Annotated in this window: 19 protein-coding genes; 9 read left to right on the top strand and 10 right to left on the bottom strand. The window is 66.1% G+C overall.

Annotation, left to right across the window (positions count from 1 at the left end; genetic code table 11):
* Nucleotides 1–298: 298 nt before the first annotated feature.
* The 6 genes from recG to C4901_RS17375 all read right to left on the bottom strand — a co-directional run bounded on the left by recG (nt 299) and on the right by C4901_RS17375 (nt 6,644).
* Nucleotides 299–2,278: an ATP-dependent DNA helicase RecG gene (recG, locus tag C4901_RS16125; protein ID WP_205736082.1), complete on the bottom strand. Its 1,980-nt coding sequence runs from the start codon at nt 2,276–2,278 to the stop codon at nt 299–301.
* Between the two features lie 61 nt (nt 2,279–2,339).
* Nucleotides 2,340–2,723 carry a Rid family detoxifying hydrolase gene (locus tag C4901_RS16130; protein WP_110138251.1) on the bottom strand — a complete coding sequence of 128 codons (384 nt, stop codon included), beginning with the start codon at nt 2,721–2,723 and terminating at the stop codon, nt 2,340–2,342.
* A gap of 2 nt (nt 2,724–2,725) precedes the next feature.
* Nucleotides 2,726–4,879 carry a bifunctional (p)ppGpp synthetase/guanosine-3',5'-bis(diphosphate) 3'-pyrophosphohydrolase gene (locus C4901_RS16135; protein WP_240611790.1) on the bottom strand — a complete coding sequence of 718 codons (2,154 nt, stop codon included), beginning with the start codon at nt 4,877–4,879 and terminating at the stop codon, nt 2,726–2,728.
* Entirely contained in the window at nt 4,851–5,132 is a 282-nt protein-coding gene (rpoZ, locus tag C4901_RS16140; protein WP_110138255.1) for a DNA-directed RNA polymerase subunit omega, read from the bottom strand. Before rpoZ ends, C4901_RS16135 begins: the two co-directional genes overlap by 29 nt.
* A 44-nt stretch (nt 5,133–5,176) precedes the next feature.
* Nucleotides 5,177–5,785 carry a guanylate kinase gene (gmk, locus tag C4901_RS16145; RefSeq protein WP_110138256.1) on the bottom strand — a complete coding sequence of 203 codons (609 nt, stop codon included), beginning with the start codon at nt 5,783–5,785 and terminating at the stop codon, nt 5,177–5,179.
* Nucleotides 5,778–6,644, bottom strand: a complete 867-nt coding sequence (locus tag C4901_RS17375) for a YicC/YloC family endoribonuclease (protein ID WP_205736083.1) — start codon at nt 6,642–6,644, stop codon at nt 5,778–5,780. The genes gmk and C4901_RS17375 overlap by 8 nt, the downstream gene beginning before the upstream one ends.
* Nucleotides 6,645–6,767: 123 nt before the next feature.
* Between C4901_RS17375 and C4901_RS17380 the strand changes: the two genes are divergently transcribed.
* The 6 genes from C4901_RS17380 to C4901_RS16175 all read left to right on the top strand — a co-directional run bounded on the left by C4901_RS17380 (nt 6,768) and on the right by C4901_RS16175 (nt 11,608).
* Nucleotides 6,768–7,709, top strand: coding sequence for a serine/threonine-protein kinase (locus C4901_RS17380; RefSeq protein ID WP_168185783.1), 942 nt, complete (start codon nt 6,768–6,770; stop codon nt 7,707–7,709).
* Nucleotides 7,710–7,748: 39 nt separating this feature from the next.
* Nucleotides 7,749–8,627 carry a PP2C family serine/threonine-protein phosphatase gene (locus C4901_RS16155; protein WP_168185784.1) on the top strand — a complete coding sequence of 293 codons (879 nt, stop codon included), beginning with the start codon at nt 7,749–7,751 and terminating at the stop codon, nt 8,625–8,627.
* Nucleotides 8,628–8,719: 92 nt separating this feature from the next.
* Nucleotides 8,720–9,442 (top strand): ribonuclease PH, encoded by a 723-nt coding sequence (rph, locus tag C4901_RS16160; protein WP_110138259.1) that lies wholly within the window; start codon nt 8,720–8,722, stop codon nt 9,440–9,442.
* Nucleotides 9,439–10,032 (top strand): RdgB/HAM1 family non-canonical purine NTP pyrophosphatase, encoded by a 594-nt coding sequence (gene rdgB / locus C4901_RS16165; RefSeq protein WP_110138260.1) that lies wholly within the window; start codon nt 9,439–9,441, stop codon nt 10,030–10,032. The genes rph and rdgB overlap by 4 nt, the downstream gene beginning before the upstream one ends.
* Nucleotides 10,029–11,198: a radical SAM family heme chaperone HemW gene (gene hemW / locus C4901_RS16170; protein WP_110138262.1), complete on the top strand. Its 1,170-nt coding sequence runs from the start codon at nt 10,029–10,031 to the stop codon at nt 11,196–11,198. The genes rdgB and hemW overlap by 4 nt, the downstream gene beginning before the upstream one ends.
* Entirely contained in the window at nt 11,198–11,608 is a 411-nt protein-coding gene (locus C4901_RS16175) for a CopD family protein (RefSeq protein ID WP_110138264.1), read from the top strand. The genes hemW and C4901_RS16175 overlap by 1 nt, the downstream gene beginning before the upstream one ends.
* A gap of 77 nt (nt 11,609–11,685) precedes the next feature.
* Here the strand turns inward: C4901_RS16175 and C4901_RS16180 are convergent, their stop codons facing one another.
* The 4 genes from C4901_RS16180 to C4901_RS16195 form a co-directional block, all read right to left on the bottom strand.
* Nucleotides 11,686–11,922, bottom strand: coding sequence for a sulfurtransferase TusA family protein (locus C4901_RS16180; RefSeq protein ID WP_110138266.1), 237 nt, complete (start codon nt 11,920–11,922; stop codon nt 11,686–11,688).
* Between the two features lie 17 nt (nt 11,923–11,939).
* A complete protein-coding gene (locus tag C4901_RS16185) occupies nt 11,940–12,356 on the bottom strand; it encodes a DsrE/DsrF/DrsH-like family protein (protein WP_110138268.1) in 417 nt (138 codons plus the stop codon).
* Nucleotides 12,357–12,416: 60 nt separating this feature from the next.
* Nucleotides 12,417–12,959 carry a TetR/AcrR family transcriptional regulator gene (locus C4901_RS16190; RefSeq protein ID WP_370445992.1) on the bottom strand — a complete coding sequence of 181 codons (543 nt, stop codon included), beginning with the start codon at nt 12,957–12,959 and terminating at the stop codon, nt 12,417–12,419.
* Nucleotides 12,960–13,067: 108 nt separating this feature from the next.
* Nucleotides 13,068–14,327, bottom strand: coding sequence for an HD-GYP domain-containing protein (locus C4901_RS16195; RefSeq protein ID WP_110138273.1), 1,260 nt, complete (start codon nt 14,325–14,327; stop codon nt 13,068–13,070).
* 266 nt (nt 14,328–14,593) lie between these two features.
* Here C4901_RS16195 and C4901_RS16200 point away from each other — a divergent pair, with 266 nt between their 5' ends.
* The 3 genes from C4901_RS16200 to C4901_RS16210 are packed head-to-tail and all read left to right on the top strand — an operon-like array spanning nt 14,594 to nt 19,555.
* On the top strand, nt 14,594–15,952 hold the full coding sequence (locus tag C4901_RS16200; protein ID WP_110138275.1) for a TolC family protein: 1,359 nt from the start codon (nt 14,594–14,596) through the stop codon (nt 15,950–15,952).
* On the top strand, nt 15,949–16,350 hold the full coding sequence (locus C4901_RS16205; protein ID WP_145960766.1) for a hypothetical protein: 402 nt from the start codon (nt 15,949–15,951) through the stop codon (nt 16,348–16,350). The genes C4901_RS16200 and C4901_RS16205 overlap by 4 nt, the downstream gene beginning before the upstream one ends.
* Nucleotides 16,337–19,555: an efflux RND transporter permease subunit gene (locus tag C4901_RS16210; RefSeq protein ID WP_110138278.1), complete on the top strand. Its 3,219-nt coding sequence runs from the start codon at nt 16,337–16,339 to the stop codon at nt 19,553–19,555. Before C4901_RS16205 ends, C4901_RS16210 begins: the two co-directional genes overlap by 14 nt.
* Nucleotides 19,556–19,833: the final 278 nt, after the last annotated feature.

Genomic DNA, 19,833 nt, shown 5'->3' on the forward strand with positions numbered 1-19,833 from the left:
GAGGGCCCCAGAGAGACTGGTCTCATCGACCGGCCATGCCCACACAGGGACAGTCATCTATTGACCGGCCCGGCCTCAGGCGACAAGGGTTAAGCTTACAGCTGGGTCAACCCCCATCGGCTCAGGACCACAATTGAGGAGGCGGGTCATGACGAGGTTGATGGTCCCGCCTCGGCTCCACCCACCCTCCATGCGCCCGGGGGTCAAAGAACCGACCGGGCGCCCCGGATTGCGGGCACAGCCCTCGCAAGGCCCCGCCTCAAACCTTTGGGATGACGCTCGCCTATGGCTGGATGGCCTATGCCGACCCGAGTTCATGGCGCTCGCGCAGCCAGCGTTGGCGCAGGCCCAAGAGCAGGGTGGGATCGCCCTGGACCAATGTGGCGGCGGTCTTCGCCACGAGAGGCAAAAGCGCCTCGTCGCGGATGAGGTCGGCCACGCGAAAGCCCGGGAGGCCGGTCTGGCGGGCCCCGAAGACCTCACCCGCGCCGCGCAGCTCCAGGTCCCGCCGGGCGATGACAAAGCCGTCGTCGGTCTCGCGCAGGCAGGCGATACGCGCGCGTGCCATGTCGCCCAACGGCGGCTTGTAGAGCAGCACGCAGTGGCCGGGCAGGCCGCCACGCCCGATACGCCCGCGCAGCTGATGGAGTTGGGCAAGCCCCAGGCGCTCGGCATTCTCGATGACGAGCAGGCTCGCGGTCGGGACATCGACACCCACCTCGATCACGGTGGTGGCCACCAGCACCTGCACCGGGCCGCGCGCGAAATCCTCCATGGCGCGGTCCTTGTCGGCGGCCTTCATGCGTCCGTGGATGAGGCCCACATTGATCCCGGGCAGTGCGCGCGCAAGCTCGGCATGAAGGGCCGCGGCGGCCTTCAGGTCCTGCTCGCCCTCCTCGATCAGCGGGCATACCCAATAGGCCTTGGCACCGCCAAGGCACGCGGCGCGCACGCGCGCCACCACGTCGTCGCGGCGGGTCTCGGCCAGCGCCACGGTGGTGACCGGGGCCCGCCCCGGCGGGCGCTCATCGAGCACCGACAGATCGAGATCCGCGTAGATGCTTTGCGCGAGCGTGCGCGGGATGGGGGTGGCGCTCATGGCGAGCAGATGCGCGCGACGCGTGCCCGCCCGCCCCTTGGCGGTCAAGGCCTGGCGTTCGTGGACACCGAAGCGGTGCTGTTCATCGATGATCACAAGGCCCAGCCGCTCGAAGTCCACCCCCTCCTGAAACATCGCCTGGGTGCCGATGACAAGCCGCGTCTCGCGATCGCGCGCCCGGGCGCGGCGGGTCTCGGCGCTGGTGCCTAGCCGCATGAGGCCGAACGGCTCGATCCCCAAGGGCCGCAACCAGGCCCCGAAGGTCTCCATGTGCTGGCGCGCGAGGAGCTCCGTCGGGGCCATGATCGCGACCTGGAAACCGGCCTCGATGACGATAAGCGCGGCGCCCGCCGCCACCAGGGTCTTACCAGAACCGACGTCACCTTGCAGGATGCGACGCATGGGGCGGCCGCTTTCAAGATCGCGGCGGATCTCGCCAATCACGGTGGTCTGGGCGCTGGTCGGGGCAAAGGGCAGGGCCTCCAGGAACCGGGCCAGAAGTTGTCCGGGCACGCGGCACTTGGGGCCCGTGGCACGCCCCTTCGTGTGACGCAGGGTCAGGAGATGGGCGTGATGGGTCACGAGCTCCTCGAACGCCAGCATGGCGCGCGCCGGGCCGAGGTCGCATCCGGCGGGCGGGCCATGCAAAAGCCGCAGGGCCTCGCCGAGCGCGGGCCCGGGCGGGCACTGGGCCTTGGGAAGGTATTCCGTCAAGGTCGGCAAGGCGAGCGCGAGCGCCGCGCGTACCGCGCGCCGCAGGGCCTTCGTGCCAAGGCCCTCGGTGGCCGGATAGACCGGTGTCAGGACCGCCTCCCGCAAGGTCCCCTCGCCGAAACAACGGTATTCCGGGTGCACCATCTCCGGGCCCTGGGGACCCAGGCGCAACTCGCCATAGACGCTCACGCGCGTCCCGACACCAAGCTTGCGGCGCTGCGGCGGGGAGAAATGAAAAAAGCGCATAGCCATGCGCCCGCTGTCATCGGCGAGATCGCACACGAGCGCGGGACGCGCGCGGCCGACGATCGCCTGGGCCACGATCTCGCCTTCGATCAGCGCCGACTGCCCGATCGCCACCCGCCGTATGGGCAGGACGCGGGTGCGGTCCTCATAGCGCATGGGGAGATGGAACAGAAGGTCGCCCACGGTGCGGATCTCCAGGCGCGCGAGGCGCTCGGCCATCGCCGGCCCTATGCCCGCAAGCGCCGTGACCGGCCGTTCGCACGGGCGCGGAGCGGCCGCGCTAGCCGAGGTCGAGGATGGCATCCATCTCGACTAGGGCGCCGCGCGGCAGCGCCGCGACCCCGATCGCCGAGCGCGCCGGATAGGGGGGCTTGAAGCGCTCGGTCATGACCTCGTTTACCAGCGGGAAATGCGCAAGATCCGTGAGAAACACCGAGAGCTTGACGATATGGCGCAGTTCGCCGCCGGCCGCCACGATCACCGCCGCCAGGTTCTCGAACACCTGCACGATCTGGGCGCGCGGATCGTCCGATACGATTGCCATGGTCTTGGGGTCGAGCGGTATCTGCCCCGAGAGAAACACGAGCGACCCCGATCTCAGGGCCTGCGAATAGGTGCCGATCGCGCGCGGCGCGGCGTGGGTCTCGATGACACGAAAGGCCATGCTTATCCTCGTTTGCGGTTGATCCGGACCACTGCCTCCTGGGAGCGGATCCGGCGGATGATGCGCGCCAGGTGCACGCGGTTGTGGACCTCGATCACGAAGTCCATGGCGGTATCCTGGCCATCGCGCTCGTCGATCGATACCGTATCGATATTGGCGTCCATCTCGGACATGGCGGCGGCGACGGTCGCCAGCACCCCTCGGCGGTTCTTGACCTCCACGCGGATGGCCACCGGCCAAAACCCGTCTATGCCGCTCTCCCACTGGATGTCGATCCACTTCTCCGGATGCTTGCGATACTCGGCGACATTGGGGCAGTCCTCGGTATGCACGGTGATGCCGCGGCCGGCGGTGAGGAAACCGAGCACCGGGTCACCGGGGATGGGCCGGCAGCACTTGGCGTAATTCACCACCGCGCCCTCGGTCCCGCGGATCGCGATCGTGCCGGGCGCGCGCGACGGCACCAGCGACGGCGCCGGCACATCGGGCAGCAGCTGGCGCGCCACCACCGCCGCGATCCGCGTCCCGAGACCGATATCGGCGAGCACATCCGGCCAAGCCTTCATGTGCAAGGTCGACAGCAAGGCGTTCTTGGCCTCCTCGCTCACCTCGCCCGTGAAACCGAGCGATTGCAGGGCCTTTGCCAGAAACCGCTCGCCCAGGCTGATGGCCTCGTCGCGGCGCAGATTCTTCAGATAATTGCGGATGTGCGCCCGGGCCTTGCCGGTCACGACCGAATTCAGCCATGAGGGGTGCGGGGCGCTGTAGGCCGAGGTGATGACCTCGACATGGTCGCCGTTGCGCAGGACCGTGCGCATCGGCACCAGCTGGTGATTGATGCGCGCCCCGGCACAGCGCTTGCCGATGTCGGTATGGACCTCGTAGGCGAAGTCGATGACCGTGGCACCGCGCGGCAGCTTCTTGATGTCGCCGTTGGGGGTGAAGACATACACCTCGTCGGGAAACAGATCGATCTTCAGGTGCTCCAGAAACTCTTGCGGGTTGCCGGCCTGCTGCTGGGTCTCCATCAGGCCCTGCAGCCATTGCAGGGCGCGCTTTTGCATGCCGACATCGCCAGTCTTGTAGAGCCAGTGCGCAGCGACCCCGTTCTCGGCGACCCTGTGCATGTCCTCGGTGCGGATCTGTACCTCGATCAAGACCGCGAACGGCCCGAACACCACGGTGTGGAGCGATTGATAGCCATTGGTCTTGGGGATCGCGATATAGTCCTTGAACCGGCCCGGGATGGGTTTATAGAGATTATGGATCACGCCCAGCGCGCGATAGCAGGTGTCGGCCTTATCGACGACGATGCGAAACGCCAACAGGTCATAGACCTGTTCGAAGGACAGGCCCTTTTGGCGCATCTTGCTATAGATGCCATAGAGATTCTTCTCGCGTCCCGACACCTCGCCCGGCAGGCCCTCGCGCCGCAACTGCTCGACGATCGCCACGCGCACCTTGTCGACCAGGGCCTTGCGATTACCATGGCGCTTGCGCACCGCCTCCTGGAGGATCCGGTAACGCAGGGGATAGAGGATGGCGAAGGCCAGATCCTCGAGTTCCACCGACCAATTATGGAGACCCAGGCGATTGGCGATCGGCGCGTAGATGTCGAGCGTCTCGCGGGCGATGGCCTTCTGCCGGACCGGCGACAGGACCCGGATCGTGCGCATGTTGTGGAGGCGATCGGCGAGCTTTATGAGCACGACGCGGATGTCGCGGGCCATGGCCAGCAACATCTTGCGGAAATTCTCGGCCTGCTCCTCCTCCTTGTTTTCGAACTCGATCTGGCCGATCTTGCTCACGCCATCGACGAGATCGGCGGCCTCCTGGCCGAACTGGATGATGATCTCGTCCTTGCGCCGACCGGTATCCTCGATGACGTCATGAAGGATGGCGGCGGTAAGGCACGTGGCATCGAGGCGCAATCCGGCGAGCAGCCGGGCGACCTCCAGGGGATGATAGATGTAGGGCTCGCCGCTACGGCGTTTCTGGCCCTCGTGGGCCTCCGCGCCGAACAGGTAGGCGCGATAGACCATGGCCACCTCCTCGCGCCCGAGGTAGCCCTCGAGCAAGGCGAGCAGGTCGCTTATGTGAAACGAGACGGCGCCCGGACCCGCGCCCTCAGGGGGCGGGATTTGCGACGGCGTCACCGCCTGTTCCGAGGGATAAGACGGCATCATCATCGGACTCCAGGCCCGCCTCCGGATTATCATCCAAAATGGCGCTGGTCACGTAACCTTCGGCGATCTCGCGCAGGGCCAGAACCGTCGGCTTGTCATTCTCGCGTGGCACGCACGGTTCGGCGCCCAATGCCAGCTGGCGGGCCCGGCGGGCCGCCACCAACACCAGCTGAAAGCGGTTCTCGACGTGTTCCAGACAATCCTCAACGGTGATGCGGGCCATAACACACTCCTCATAATCCCAGACGGGAAGTCTAGCAAATCCGCTTATGCGCCGGTAGGAGCGAGGAGCCCGGGGTCGTAACGCAACGGCCGGCGCCGCCGGCCTTCGGCGATCAGCATCTTCAGGTCGGCGAGCGCCTCTTCGAACTCGTCGTTCACGATGATGTGATCGAACTCCCCGGCATGGGCGATCTCGGCTCGCGCCTGGGCCATGCGCTGGGCGATCACCGCCGGATCGTCCTGGCCACGGCCGCGCAACCGCGCCTCGAGGGCCTCCAGCGACGGCGGCAGGATGAAGATCGTGAGCGCCGCGGGCCACAGCGCCTTGATGCGCCGGGCGCCCTGCCAATCGATGTCGAGGATCACATGCCGGCCTTCGCGCAACAGGGATTCGACGGCCGCGCGCGTCGTCCCATAGCGGTTGCCAAAGACCCGCGCATGCTCGAGAAAGGCCCCCTCGGCCACCAACCGCTCGAACGCCGCATGATCCACGAAATGGTAATGCACGCCATCTTGCTCGCCAGGACGCGCCGCCCTCGTGGTATGCGAGACCGACACCGCGAAACGCGGATCGGCGGCCAGGGCCTTGGCAAGACTGCTCTTGCCGGCGCCGCTCGGGGCCGACAGGATGACCAAGCGGGGATCGCTATTCAATGTTTTGCACCTGTTCACGCATTTGTTCGATCAGGACCTTGAGACCGACGGCGACGCTCGAAACACGCGCCGACGAGGACTTGGAGGCCACGGTGTTGGCCTCGCGATTGAGCTCCTGCATCAAGAAATCGAGACGCCGGCCGACGGGTCCGCCTCCGGCGAGCGCCGCGCGCGCCTCGGCGATGTGCACGGCGAGGCGCTCCAGCTCCTCCCAGACATCCCCGCGCTGCGCCAAAAGCACCACCTCCTGCTCCAAGCGCTCGCCATCGAGCGGCGGGGCAAGCGCCTCCACGCGCGCGCGCAGCCGTTCGCGCAACGACTCCAGGCCCTTGGCCACCAGCCCGCGCAAGCTGCCGACCTCGGCGTCCATGAGGTCGAGCCTCTCGCGCAGTCCTTGCGCCAACCGTTCGCCTTCGCGCCGCCGATGCTCGATGAGGGCGGTAAGCGCACGCTCGCAGGCCTCGCTGACCGGTCCGTCCAGGGCCGGCCCCGGACGCGCCGCCACCACCCCGGGCCAGCGCAACACATCGGCTGCGGTCAGCGGTGCGAGCGTGGCGTGGGCGGCACGCAGCGCCTCGGCGGCGCCCACGATCTCCGCGGCCAGATGCCGATCGACCATGACCGCGGCCTCGGTCGGGCCCCTGCGCCATGCGACCTGGCAGTCGACCTTACCGCGCGCCAGCGCCCGCGAGAGGCGTTCGCGGATCAGACCCTCGAGGGTATTCAGGCCGTCTGGCAGGCGCACCGACACCTCCAGATAGCGATGGTTGACCGAGCGCAGCTCGCACACGACATCACCCTGTTCGGCGTGGACCTGGGCGCGCGCGAACGCGGTCATGCTTTTTACAGAAACCGTCATGACCGCCATACTAACCGAAACCCGGGAACGCCGGTACACCGCGCCATGGCCGGAACGGGACCCCGGAAGGGCCGCGGGGCGCCACAGCTTTTTCGTGCGTTTTCGGCTATTGTGTGGGGGTACATGCGCAAACAACCGACCCCTCTCGCCCAAGGCTATGTCCTGAAGGGCTACCGAATCGAAAAGACCCTCGGCGGAGGAGGCTTCAGCTCGGTCTATCTCGCGTCCGATCTCGCGTCCGGGGCCGAGGTGGTCATCAAGGAGTTCCTTCCGGTGACCCAGGCCTGGCGGACCCCGGACGGCCGGGTCGAGCCGCTTTCCGAGGAGACCGCGGGGCTTTTCGCCTCGGGCCTCAAACGCTTCTTCGACGAGGCCGCGGCGCTCGCCAAACTCCACCACCCCAACATCGTCCAGGTCACCAATTTCTTTCGCGCCCACAACACCGCCTACATGGTCATGCATTACGAAGTCGGCCGGGACCTGCGCTGGTACATCAAGCGCCACCCGGGGGGCTTGAGCGAGAAGTTCCTGCGCACCATGTTCCCGCCGCTGCTCATGGGCCTGGACGAACTTCATACCCGCGGGCTTTTGCACCTCGACATCAAGCCCGCCAACATCCTGCTGCGCCCGGGCGGCAACCCGCTGCTATTGGACTTCGGGGCCGCGCAAAGGACCCTGGAACGGCCCGCCGGCCTGCGCACCCTGACCGCCGGATTCGCACCCCTGGAGCAGCACACCAAGGGGCATATCGGTCCCTGGACCGACCTGTATGCGATCGGGGCCTCGATGTGGGCGTGCCTGAGCGGGCGCGCGCCGCCGCCGGCCACGGCGCGCGCCACCAAGGACACCTTCAAGGGGGCACGAGGTCGCTATGGCCGCCGGTACTCGGCGCAGATCCTGGAGGCCATAGACTGGTGCATGCAGATGGACCAGCTGCAACGACCCCAGAACGTCGGGCAACTCCTGGCGTTTCTGAGCGAGACACCCCGCCCGGAATCGGGTAATAGGGGCGATATCGGCCGGTGGTTCGATAGGTGGCCGTGGCCGCGACTGAAACGGTCGTAACGGCACGCGCCGGCCCGGGGCATGGGGAGAAGGGCGGGTATGAGATATGTCTGTACGCAAGGCTCGCGACAGGGTGGCCGCGCCTACAACGAGGACCGCGTGGCGATCGCCGAGCGCGACACCGCCGTACTCATGGTCCTGGGAGATGGCCTGGGGGGGCACAAGGGCGGCGCCCTGGCCTCGGCAACCCTGTGCGAGGTCGCGGTGCGCGCCTTCCGCGCGGTGCGATCGGCGCGCGTCCAGGATCCGTCCCACTTCCTGGCCTTCGTCATGTTCCAGGCCCATCAGACCTTGAAGGGGCTCGGCCGCCGCCTCGACCCGCCCATAGAGCCGCGCACGACCGCAGTCCTGGCCCTCGTGCAGGACGGCTGCGCCTACTGGGCGCACATCGGGGACAGCCGCCTCTACCACTTTCACAACAACGCCACGATCAACCGCACCCATGACGACACCACGGTCGAGACCTTTCGTGAACGCGGTATCCTCGACGATGAAGAGTCGCGCGCGCACCCCGAGAAGAGCCGCCTGCTCGCCTGCCTGGGAGGCCGCGACGAGCCAACCATCCATCTGGGCGCCGAGACCGCGCTCCACCCCGGCGACATGCTTCTGCTATGCAGCGACGGCGTGTGGGAGGCGATGTCGGACCGCGAGATCGCCCGCGCGCTTGACCACCCAGTCCTCGAAAGCGGCCTCGCCGACCTCCTGCTGGCCGCCGAGAACCGTCGCCAGAAGGCCGCCGATAACATCAGCGCCGCGGCGCTGCGCTGGCAGGACCGGGCGGGACGCCTCACGGGGCTTAGCCCCCAGGCACGGCAGCTCACGGCGCGCGCCTTCTGGGAACAGGGACGCCGTCTCATCGTCGGTCGCAAACTGGAGGAAATGAGGGACGCGGCCAAGAAGGCATCCCCGAAGGAATAGCGCCGGCCACATCAAACGGCGGCGGCCCGCTGATGTCGAGGCGTCCTTTTTGTTAAACTGGCGGCCGACACCCCCACGTTAAGGACATCCTCATGAGACCAAGCGGACGCGCCGCCGATGCGCTACGCCCCATCAAAATCACCCGTCAATTCACGCGCTACGCGGAAGGATCGGTGCTCATCGAGTTCGGTAACACGCGCGTTTTGTGCACAGCGAGCATAGACGAGAAGGTGCCGCCGTTTCTAAAGGGCCGCGGGCAGGGCTGGCTCACGGCCGAATACGGCATGCTTCCGCGCGCCACCGGCCAGCGCACCCAGCGCGAAGCGGCGCGCGGCAAGCAGGACGGACGCACCGTGGAGATCCAGCGCCTCATCGGGCGCTCGCTACGCGCCGCGCTCGACCTGAAGGCCCTGGGCGAACGCACGATCATGATCGACTGTGACGTCTTGCAGGCCGATGGGGGCACGCGCACGGCCTCGATCACCGGTGGTTACGTCGCGCTCGCCGACGCCATCCGCTTCCTGAAATCCCATAAGCTCCTGAAAGAAGACCCGCTGCGCCGCCAGGTGGCCTCGGTATCGGTCGGGGTGCACAACGGTACACCGGTCGTCGACCTCGATTACGCCGAGGATTCGAACGCTGCCACCGACATGAACGTGGTCATGGACGACGCCGGCGGCTTCATCGAGCTCCAGGGGACCGCCGAGCGCGGCAGCTTCCGTTTCGAGGAGATGCTGGCCATGACCGAGCTTGCCCGAAACGGCATCAAGGAGTTGCTCGAGGCCCAGCGCCAGGCATTGGCCGGCGAGCCGTGAAGATCTGCTGCGCCACCCACAATGCCGGCAAGATTCGCGAGCTCTCGGGGGCCTTGGCGGAGCACGGCGTCACCCTGATCGCGCAGGACGCCTTCGGCGTGGCGCCGCCCGTCGAGGATGGCCTCACCTTCGTGGAAAACGCCCTCATCAAGGCCCGCCATGCCGCGGCCGCGAGCGGGCTTGCGGCGCTCGCCGATGATTCCGGGTTGGAGGTGGACGCCCTCGGTGGACGTCCGGGCCTGCATTCGGCCCGGTTCGCTCATGCCGACGCCGACGATCGGCAAAACCGCGCGGCGCTGCTGGCCGCGCTCGCGGGCGTACCGGAGTCCGAACGCGGCGCGCGCTTTTATTGCGTGCTGGTCTACATGCGCCACGCCCACGACCCGCGCCCGCTCATCGCCGACGGCCTGTGGGAGGGCCGCATCCTGACCGCCGAGCGCGGCACCGGCGGCTTTGGCTACGATCCCCTGTTCTACGTGCCCACCCACGATTGCGCTGCCGCCGAGCTCGATGCGGATCAAAAGCGGGCGTTGAGTCATCGCGGGCAGGCCTTGCGGGCGATGTCACGGCTCCTTGGCGCCCGCGCATGACCCCCGGGTCCCCACCGCTGCTTGGCCTCTACATCCATATCCCGTGGTGCGTGGCCAAATGCCCCTATTGCGATTTCCACTCGCTGGCGCGGCAGGGGCCGCTTCCCGAGGGGCCCTATGTACGCGCCCTGCTCGACGATCTCGAACACAGCCGGGAGGGCTTGCTGGGGCGCGAGATCAGTACGATATTCTTCGGCGGGGGGACGCCCAGCCTGTTCTCGGGGTCGGCCATCGCCGAGATCCTGGAGGGAGTAAGCGGGCGCGCGGCGCTCGCCGCCGACTGCGAGATCACGCTCGAGGCCAACCCGGGCACCATCGACAGCCGCCGTTTTCGGGCCTTTCGCGAGGCCGGGGTGACACGCCTGTCGCTCGGCGTCCAAAGCCTCCACGACCCCTCCTTGCGCCGTCTCGGGCGCATCCATGACGCGCGCGAGGCCCATGATGCCATGGAGGCCGCCGCGGGCGCGGGCTTCCGGTCCTTCAACATCGATCTCATGTACGGCCTGCCGGATCAAACCGCGGCCCAGGCCCTGGCCGACGTTCGCGCGGTACTTGCGGTGGCCCCCCCTCACCTGTCGCTCTACGAGCTCACGATCGAGGCCCATACCGCGTTTGCCCACGAGCCGCCTCCGTTGCCTTCGGAAGACGAGCGCATGGCCATCGAGGATGCGGTGACGCGAGCCGCCGGCGACGCCGGATACGACCGTTATGAGGTGTCGGCCTACGCCCGCCCCGGCTACCGCTGCGCGCACAATCTCAATTACTGGCGCTTTGGCGACTATCTGGGACTCGGGGCGGGCGCGCACAGCAAGCTCACCGACGCGCAAGGGGTGACGCGCATGGTACGGAACCCCGATCCCGCCGCTTACATGGCGGACCGCGGTCGCATCGCCAGCCGTCGCCGGCTGGCGCGCCACGAGCTCGTCTTCGAGTTCCTCCTGAATGCCCTGCGCCTTACCGAAGGATTCTCGCAAGACATGCTCCGGGACCGCACGGGATATGACTTCATGGAGCTGGAATCGTTATGGGCGCCCGCCTTTGCTCGGGGCCTCTTGGAGCACGAGGGCGACCGGATCTACACCACACCCTTGGGCCGGCGGTTTCTCGATGCGCTGCTCGCGGAATTCCTCGCCACCACCGAAATCATACCGGCCGAGGCCTCGTGATGCTCTGGATCAAAGCCTTCCATATCATATTCGTCATCACCTGGTTCGCGGGCCTCTTCTATCTTCCGCGCCTCTTCGTGTACCACAGCCTCACGGACGATGAGGCCGGACAGGCGCGCTTTGTGGTCATGGAACGGAGGCTTTACCGGTTCACGACGCCGAGCGCGGTCCTGGCGGTGAGCCTCGGCCTGTGGTTATGGCTCGGTTTTGGCTTTCGCGGCCTATGGATCGACATCAAGGTGGCGCTGGTGGCGCTGCTCGTCGCCTATTACGTCTACCTGGGACATCTATGCCGGGAACTGGCCGCGGGACGCAAACGCAGCACCGCCTTCTACCGCGTGATCAATGAGGTCCCGGTATTGATCCTGATCGCGATCGTGATCCTCGTGGTGGTCAAGCCCCGCTTCTGATGGCAGGACGGCGCCCGCGGGCACCCTGTGCGCGCGGGCGCCGAGACGAGGCATGGCCCCTTTTTTGTGAAGACCCGTCAGGCCTTTTGCACATAATATCGCAAGGTCCCGTCGCTTTCGGAGGTCGACAACAGCCGATGGCCGGTGCGCGCGCACCAAGACGGGATGTCCGTTCGAGTTCCCGGGTCCGTGGCCACGATCTCCAGGACTTCCCCGGAGCGCAGCGCACGCATCGCGCGGTTGGTCTCCACCATGGGCATGGGACAACATTTGCCGGTCGTGTCGAGCGTGCTCGTTATCGTTGCGTCAGTCATGGTATCGGCCTCCTCCGTTAGAAATATTGGCAATGATCGGCCTTGGCCGCTTTTTCATTCAGGAACCAGGCCGCGCCGACGATCCCCGAGGCCTCGGGGATCAAGCTCTGCTCATCCACCTTGAAGATGCTGGCCGCCAAGCTGCACGCATAGAAATTGACGTTGCCGGTCTCCTTCAAGGCCTTGAGCAAGGCGTTGATGTCGTCGGGCAGGCCCGCGGCCGCGACGCGCTCGCGGACCCATGCGTCTTGATCGGCATGCCGCCCCTCGACCCTCAAGGCCCGCGCGCCCTCCTCGGTCAGCGCGCGTACGGCCCAATTCACAAACAGGATATCCACTTGCGTCCCCTCCGCGGCCGCCAGATAGGCGAAGGCCAGCGGCGTCAGGATTTTGTCGTAGGCATCGTCGCGGATCACGATAGTCATGCTTTTCATATCACCCCCAAGTAGAACGAACACTCGTTCTAGTTACAGGCCCAAAAAGGGCTCGGGCGGTCAGCGGGCGATCGCCCTCCAGCCACAGGCCCACACCTCGTCGAGATAGTCCGGTAGAGCCCGGTCCACGACGCCATCCAGCCGTGCAATGATCATGCGGATCGCACCCCCGAACAGGCTCACGGATGCCACCATCGGATCGATCGCACGGATTTCGCCCTGCTCCGCACCCTCTCGCACCAGGTCGCGCATCATGGCAAAAGGCCTGGAGGAACAGATCGGCTTCTCGGTGGGCAGAAACTCCCGATGCTTGGCGTATAGCATGAACTCCATCGCCTCCGGCTCCTCCTCGGCCAGCTTGAACAACTCCGCCATGAGGGCGCGACATCGATCATGGGTGGAGGAATGGAGCTGGCGGATATCCTGGATAATGCCCACCATGCGCTCCAGCAGCATGGTGTAGATCCCGCGGGCGATCCCCTCCTTGTCGCGGAAGTGGTGATAAATGGCGCCAATGCTGACACGCGATTCGCGCGCGATGTCGTGGGTGGTGGTGTTGAAGTAACCGTGCCTCGTGAACAGGCGCAGGCCGGCGCTCAACACGCGTTCGCGCGTATCGCTGCGGGCTCTCGAAACCATTGATGGATTTGAACTCATGACAAAAGGCTAGAACGAACATTCGTTCTAGTCAAGGATCGGGCGCCTTCCGACTCAGGTGACGCGCGGCATATAATCGGCCGGTTGGATGCCATGGGCGCCGGCCGGCAGGACGCGGCGAATCTCCACACCGGGCGCGGTCCGCGCCCGGTCGGCGGCCAGATCCAGGACCGCCTCGGGTGGAAAGGCTGCACCATTCGCGCGCCGTACCAGGGCCACCGTCGGCCGTAGATAACGCTGGCGGTTCACGGCGATCACCACCCCCACGTCACCCGTGGTCAATTCCACGATGCTGCCCACGGGGTAGGTCCCCAGACACTGGATGAAACGATCCACGAGCCCGCCGTGATACTCTTTATTACGCATGGCATAAAGCCGCCCCAGGGCCTCATAGGCGGACATGCCGGCGTGATACGCGCGATCGCTCGTGATCGCATCATAGGTGTCGACGATCGCCGCCATGAGTCCGAACAGGCCGATGCGATCCCCGCTCAAGCCGCGGTTGTAGCCACCCCCCTGGTAGCGTTCGTGATGACACCCCGCCACCTCCACGGCTGACAATGGGATGTGACGCAACGACTCGAGAATCTTCACCCCCTCGGGGACGTGGCCCTTGACGATGGCAAACTCGTGATCGGTCAGGCGCCCGGGCTTGTTCAGGATGGCATTGGGGACCTTGAGCTTGCCGATGTCGTGGAGGAGCGCGCCGACACCGAGGATGTTGAGTTCCGGTACGGTCAATTCGAGATGGCGGCCGAAGGCCAGGGCCAATATGGCCACGCGGATACTGTGCAAGGCCGTGTACTCGTCCTTGTTTCGTAGTTGCGTAAACCAGATCAAGGCATCAGGGTTGCGCACGACGCTATCGACCATGCCGGTGATGATCGTCCGCAGGCGCTGCTCATCGATATTGCGGCCGAGCCGCACATCGTCTTGCATACCATAAACAAGTTCGCGGGCGTCCGCCTCGAGCCTGCGCGCCTCCGACATCTCGACCTTCAAGGGGATCGGCTCGCCGTGAATCGAGGGGCCACGCCGCACCGCCGCCGATGCCGCCAACACCTCCGCCTGGCGGGCATCGGCGGCGGAAGCGGTCCCTGGGGCGACCTTGCGCCGGCCCTCGCCATGACCGCCGGCCACAGGCTCGCGGTCATGGACATAGACATGCCGGCAGAGACGCTGAAGCTCGCGTAACTGGGCATCGGTGCGGATCTCGAAACCCTGGAACATAAACGAGGTCTCCGTCCAGGGGCGATCGAGATCGATGACGTACATCCCCTTCTTGAGGTCCTGGACGTCGATTTGCTTAGCCATCCGCAATCACTCCCGCGAAGCCATGCCGGCATCCCGATCCCTTGCCATCATGACGCTCCGACACCGCAAGAGTAACGCAAATACCAGTCGCTCTCACACCACCCGGCGTGATGGCCCGGCATAAGGGGCCATGGAACGACGCGCAAGGCCGGCGCAATCGGTTACACTGAAAAAATCAGCGGCGCGCGCATCAAGGCTTTCATTAGCAGTTAATTGATTGCTAATATACAGCCAGGGACGAGGTCCGGTAAAGGAGCCGTAACATCATGAAGCGGTTGGCGGTGGCGTTGGGAATGGCAGCCCTCTTTATGGCCGTGCACGCCGCCGCGCGCTCGTTCACGCTCGCCCAGGCCGTCGACTTCGCGCTGACACACAACAGCATGGCGCGTCTTGCCAAGGCGCGGGGCGCAGCCGCCCAGGCCGAACTCCGACTCGCCCGGGATCAGGGCCTGCCCGAGGCCGGCGTCAGCTACGGTTATCTTTTCAGCAACAATCCGCTCGAGGCCTTGTCGGCGGAGCTGGAGCGCCGCCAGGTGAGCGCCGCGGCGTTCACGCCCAATACCTTGAACCACCCCGGCATCACAAAACTCGGCACCACGACCCTGTCGCTATCCTGGCCGCTTTACACAGGCGGCGCGATCCATGAGGCGCTACGGGCCGGGCGCTACGGGCGTAAAGCGGCGCAAGGCGCGGCGCGCCGCATCCGTCAATCCATCATGGCCCAGGTAATCCAGTCCTACGAAGGGGTGCTGGTGGCGCGCGAGGCCCTCGCGGTTGCCCATAAGGCAGTGGTCGCGGCGCGACGGCACGCGCGCACCGCCCGCTACCTCTACGCGCGCGGGCGTATCGTACGTTCCGATGCCTTGAGCGCGGACGTCAATCTCGGGGCCAACGAAGGGATGCTGGCCGAGGCCCGCGGCAATGTGCGCATCGCCATGGACAACCTGGCAACGGCGATGGGTGCGCCCGCGGGGCTTGCCATCACCGTGCCCCGCGTGCCGCTGCGGGTGGTGCCCGTGCCCCATCACGACCTTGCCGCCTTTTACCGCCAGGCCCTCACCGACCGGCCCGACATCAAGTCCCTGCGCGCCGAGATCGCCGCCATGCGCGCCAGGGCCAAGGCGGCGCGCGATCGTTCATCGTTTCAGGTGCGGCTCACCGCCCAGTCGCAATGGTTCAGCGAGATCCCGAATCTGCGTCATAACGCCTGGACCGTCGGGGCGGTGATCAGCAAATCGCTCTACGACGGGCACCGCAACCGTGACCGGGCGGACGTCCTCGAACAACGGGTCGCCGAACTCGAGGCCCGGCTCGCCGGGCTGCGTGCGCGCATCCGTAACCACGTGGCACGCGCCTTCGATAACATGCGCACCGCCATGACCCAGTATCGGATAGCGAATGCCAATGTCGTCCGGGCCCGGCAGGCGGTGGCCGTGACCCAGGTCCGCTACGGCGAGGGGCGCACCATCCTCCTGTCCCTCCTGAACGCCGAACACGGTCTCGTGCAGGCCCGCGAGGCGCGTCTTACGGCCCTCTATGCCCTGGCCGCGAACCGCGCGGCGCTGGCGGCGGCATGCGGCAGCCTGTCACGCCGGACGCTGGCATCGCTCGGGATCGCCTCATGAGAGGTGCACGGCGCTGGCCGCTGGCCGCGATGCTGCTCATCGCCGCCTGCGCGCATAAACCGCCGCCGCCGGCGCCTCCGGCCGCGCGTCCGCCGGTGACACGCGCCACCCTGCGCCTGCATACGCCCGCGGACCTCGATGCCCATGGCGATGTCGTGATCCCCAGGGATGCCGTCATCCATCAGGGGGGCCTGCCTGGGGTGTTCGTCTTGAGTCCTCATGGACGCGCCCGGTTCCGTCTGATAAAGATCGGCGCGACTACCGCCCGCCTGGCGCAGGTCTTAAGCGGCCTTCGTGGCAATGAGACCCTGGTCCTGCCTCCATTCCGCGGCGTCTATGACGGAAGCCCGATCCATCCGCCGACCACCACGACAAGAGGACAGCATGGCAGCCGTTGATCCGCAGCCGGACGAACCGCTCAACATCGCCGGGCGGCTCACGCGCTATTTCATTAATAGCAAGATCACCATACTGATCGTGGTCGTAGCCATCCTGGCCGGGCTCATCGCGCTACGCACCACGCCGCGAACGGAAAATCCGCAGATCGTGGTACCGGCCGCCAACATCATCGTCACAAAGCCAGGCGCCAGCCCTCGCGAGATCAAGAATCTCGTCGTCGACCCCTTGCAGGCGATACTGCGCGGCATGCGCGGCATCCACCACACCTATGGCCTCGCGTTGAACTCCATGGGCGTGGTCACGGTGAAATTCCAGGTGGGGGAAAACCGCGTGGCTTCGCTCGTGCGGCTCTACAACAAGATCATGAGCAACATGAGCCGCATGCCGCCGGGGACCGAGCAGCCCGTGATCCAACCGCTCGATGTAAACCAGGTCCCGATCGTGACCATATCGCTGTCGAGCGCCGCCATGAGCGGCGTGCGGCTGCGGGCGATCGCGACCAACGTCCTCCATCACCTGCGGCGCGTACCCGGCACTTCGCGCTCCTATCTGATCGGTGGCCAGCGGCGCAAGATCAACGTGGTCTTGCACCCGCGCCTCATGCGCCACTATGACGTGACGCTGGATGATGTCCGCAGGGTGGTGCAGGCGACCAACGTGGAGATACCGTCCGGACACTTCACCAACCACAACCGTCGCGCCACCATCCACGCGGGCACCATGCTGCGCTCGGCGCGCGATGTCGGCCGGGTCGTGGTGAGCCTCTACAACCACCGTCCGGTCTACTTGCACGACGTGGCGACCGTGACCGACGGGGCCGGGCGCATAAAGACCGTGCATGAGATCGGCTTTGGGCCGGCCTACTCCCACGCACGCCCGCACAACATCGAGGTGCCGGAGGTCACGATCGCGATCGCCAAGCGCGCCGGCACCAACGCCGTGGCGGTCGCCGACGCCGTGCTGCATAAGCTCCGCGCGCTGCAAGGCCCGGTCATCCCCGACGGTGTGCACGTCAACGTCACGCGTAACGACGGCGAGCGCGCCAATAGCGCCGTCAATACCCTCATCGAGCATCTGTTCATCGCGGTGGCGACGGTCGTGATCCTGCTCGTCGTGTTCCTGGGCTGGCGCGCGGCCGCGATCGTCACCGTCACGATCCCGTTGATCCTGTTTGTGACGCTGGCGGTGGACGACATGGGCGGTCAGACGATCAACCGCATCACGTTGTTCGCCCTCATCCTGTCGCTCGGCCTGCTCGTGGATGACTCCATCGTCGTCATCGAAAACATATTCCGCCACTACGCGCGCGCCGGCGCCGACCGCGTGCGCGAGACGGTGCTCGCGGTCAACGAGATCGGCCGCCCGACCAACCTCGCGACACTCTCGGTCATCGTCGCCTTCCTGCCCATGCTCTACGTCACCGGCATGATGGGGCCGTACATGGCGCCGATCCCCAAGAACGTGCCGATCGCCATGATCACCTCGCTTTTCATCGCCTACACCGTGGCGCCGTGGGCGGCGCGCATGTGGCTGAAGGGCCACGGTAGCGGAGCGAAGCACGATCGGCCTGGCCTGTTACAGAGGGGTTACGCGCGCGCCATGCGCGCCTTGTTGTCGCGACCGTGGCTACGGCGCGGGTTCCTGTTCGCCATCATCCTGCTGTTCGCGGGCGCGCTGGCCATGCCGGTCTTGCGGATCGTGAACTTCAAGATGCTGCCGCGCAATAACAACAACAGCTTCGATATCACGGTGCGCACGCGCGCGGGCAGCACCCTCGAAGACACTAATCGCGTGATCACGGCGCTCGGAAACATCGTGCGCGCAAACCGCTACGTCACGACCTATGATCTGTCGGCGGGCGCCATGGGGGCCATCAACTTCAGCGGTCTTCTACGCGGCGAGACCCTGAAGAGGGGCCCGACCGTGGGCGAGGTCCAGGTACACCTCGTGCGCAAGAGCGAACGACCGGTATCGTCGATCGCCATCGTACGTTCCCTGAGGCCCGCGGTCGACCGGTTGATCGCGCGCACCGGGGCCATGATCAAGATCGTGCAACACCCACCCGGCCCCCCGGTACGGGCGACGATCATGGCCGAGGTCTTCGGCCCGAACTATCACAAAGTGCAGGTGATCGCCAACGACCTGCGTTACGGTCTCTTTGCCCATACCCCGCATCTCGCGGGGGTCGACAGCACCGTCCCTCACCCCTCGATGCAATACATCATCAAGGTCAATCGCCGGGAGGCGGCCCTCCACGGGGTGAGCGCGGCCCAGGTGGCGCAGACCCTGAAGGGCTTCCTGTCCGGCATAAGCGACGGGACCGCGCACATCCCCCACGCCAAGGAGCCCGTCCCCATCCGGTTTCGGGTACCGATCGCCGATCACGTGGGCCCAAACGACCTCGGCAAGCTGTTCGTGACCAACCCCGAGGGTCGCGAGATCCCGCTATCGGCCCTCGTGCACGTCATCAAGCGCCCGGCCCCCGAACCTATCTATCAGAAGGACGGCCGCGACGTCGAATACGTGACCGCGGGGATGAGCAGGGGCAGTCCCGTGTATCCGGTGTTGCATATGTGGCAATACCTGAAGCACCACACCGTGGACGGGGTGCATCTGACCCAGGACTTCATGAAGGACCCGAGCAGCCTTCATTACGGATTGCGTTGGAGCGGCGAGATGCGCCTGACCTTGAATGTGTTTCGTGATCTGGGATCGGCCTTCGGGGTGGCGATCCTGCTCATCTACGTCATACTGGTCGGCTACTACCGGTCGTTCGCGATCCCGCTCATCGTCATGGGATCGATCCCGCTCACCATCATAGGGGTATTCCCGGGGCATGCCGCCCTCGGTCAATACTTCACCGCCACCTCCATGATCGGGGTCATCGCGCTTGCCGGCATCGTAGTGCGCAATTCACTGCTTTTGATCGACTTCATCCTCGATTACCGGCGCGCCGGACACGCGCTGACCGAGGCCGTGGTGCAGGCCGGGACGGTGCGCCTGCGGCCCATCATGCTGACCGCGCTTGCCATCATGCTCGGCACCGCCATCATGGTGATGGACCCGGTGTTCGGGGGACTCGCCATCTCGCTCATCTTCGGGACGCTCGCATCGACCGTGCTCACGCTCTTTGTGATACCCCTCGGCTACTTCGCCTATGCCACCTTCTCCGAGCGCGGCGGCCAACCCCCCCAGATCCATTGACCCCGTGGGCCTCGTGGTGGGCTGACGCGCGCCCTTGATCCACACCCGGTTGCGGGCCCGGTCGCCGAGACCCATACACACCGGCGATCGGCGAGCCCTGTGGCGCCGAATGCTCATGAGCGCGACGGTCGGGATCGGTGCCCTATCACACCGCCGCCCGCGATTCGCGGCGGCCGCCTGCGGCCTTGTCGGTGACGTTTGGGCGCGGCGACAACCCCACCGCAGGACTCATTCGCAGGGCCTGGGCCATGGAGGCCCGCGGGCATCGAGCCGGTCCT

Source organism: Acidiferrobacter sp. SPIII_3 (assembly GCF_003184265.1).
Lineage (GTDB): Bacteria > Pseudomonadota > Gammaproteobacteria > Acidiferrobacterales > Acidiferrobacteraceae > Acidiferrobacter.